3 protein-coding genes are annotated in these 1382 nt (G+C 68.7%); 1 reads left to right on the forward strand and 2 read right to left on the reverse strand.

Annotated elements, in window-relative coordinates; genetic code table 11:
• The coding region (locus tag FVA95_RS28755) for an SDR family NAD(P)-dependent oxidoreductase (protein WP_149666897.1) at positions 1–767 on the reverse strand (767 nt) is incomplete at its 3' end.
• The gene (locus tag FVA95_RS28760; RefSeq protein WP_149666898.1) at positions 764–1057 is read right to left on the reverse strand and encodes a nuclear transport factor 2 family protein; all 294 of its coding nucleotides are present in this window, start codon (positions 1055–1057) and stop codon (positions 764–766) included. The genes FVA95_RS28760 and FVA95_RS28755, both read right to left, overlap by 4 nt.
• A 184-nt stretch (positions 1058–1241) precedes the next feature.
• Here FVA95_RS28760 and FVA95_RS28765 point away from each other — a divergent pair.
• On the forward strand, positions 1242–1382 hold a 141-nt coding region (locus tag FVA95_RS28765), incomplete at its 3' end, for a MerR family DNA-binding transcriptional regulator (RefSeq protein ID WP_149666899.1).

The raw sequence follows: 1382 nt of genomic DNA on the forward strand, positions 1-1382 counted from the left end.
TCGACCACGGCGTCGTATCCGCTGTTGCCCAGGACCAGCCGGCGGGGCGGCGGGTCCTGGGACATCGCCGTGATCACTGCACGGGCGCCGCGGTGCGGGTCGCCGGGCTGCACGCCGTCCATCCCGATGAAGACGGCCCGGACCTGCTCCAGCATCTCGTGGTACACCGGGATCGCCTCCTCGACGGCTTCGTCGGCGAACCCGGTGTAGGCGTTGGTGCGGAACGCTCCCGGTTCGACGGTCAGTACGGAGATGCCCTGGGCGGCGACCTCGTCGCGCAGGGCATCGGTGATGGCTTCGACGGCGAACTTCGTCGCGCTGTAGTAGCCGAATCCGGGCGCCGAGACGAGTCCGGCCACCGAGGACACGTTGACGATCCACCCGTCGCCGCGGGCACGCATCCCCGGTAGCACGGCACGTGTCACGGAGAGCACGGCGAAGAAGTTCAGCTCGAACATCGCCCGCATCGCGGACTCGTCCATCGCCTCGATGGATCCGTACCAGCCGCGGCCGGCGTTGTTGACCAGCACGTCGATACCGCCGAAGTGCTCCTCGGCCGTGCGAACGGCGCGCTGCACCTGTGCCGCGTCGGTGAGTTCCAGCGGGACGACGAGAACGCGGTCGCCGTACCGCTGCGCCCAGGTCGCCAACTCCTGGGGGCGGCGGGAGGTCAGCACCACGCGGTCACCGGTGTCGAGCGCCGCCTCGGCGAAGGCCATCCCGAAGTTGCCGGGTGTGCCACCGGTGATGAACCATCGCCGGGTCACGGTTCGATCACCAGCCGACGGATCGCCGCACCATCGAGGGTGAAGCGGTAGTTCAGGTCGACGACCCCGCCCGGGAAGTCGCCCTCCAGATGCTGGCCGACGTCGACGCCCGTGGCGGTCGTGGACGCACCGGTGAACTCGGCGGTGTAGCTGTACTCGGTGACCGCGGTCGCCAACCAGTCCCTGATCTCGTCGGTGCCCGCGTGGTCGCGACCGTCATCGGTCACCACGGCGTCGGGGGTGAAGGTGGCGAGCGCCCGATCGAACTCCTGGGAGTCCAGCGCGGTCATGAACGTTCTCACGGTTTCCGGGAGTGTTTCCCATTCTGCTGTGGACATGGCCCCACGATGGAGCTTCCCGTGAGGGGAAGGTCAACCCGCGGCCGCGAGCGTGCCGCGACGTTGACCTTGCCCCAGGGGGAGGGTCCAGGGTTGTCCCGCTCGACGCAGGTGACGCCACACAGAGGAGGACGCCATGGGCGCCCAGGTCTCGATCGGTGACTTCGCGCTGATGAGCGGCCTGAGCCGCAAGGCGCTACGCCACTACCACGACATCGGCATCCTCGAACCGGCCCACATCGACCCCGACACCGGCTACCGCTTCTACGACACCGGT

The organism is Pseudonocardia sp. EV170527-09 (genome assembly GCF_008369905.1).
Classification (GTDB): Bacteria; Actinomycetota; Actinomycetes; order Mycobacteriales; family Pseudonocardiaceae; genus Pseudonocardia.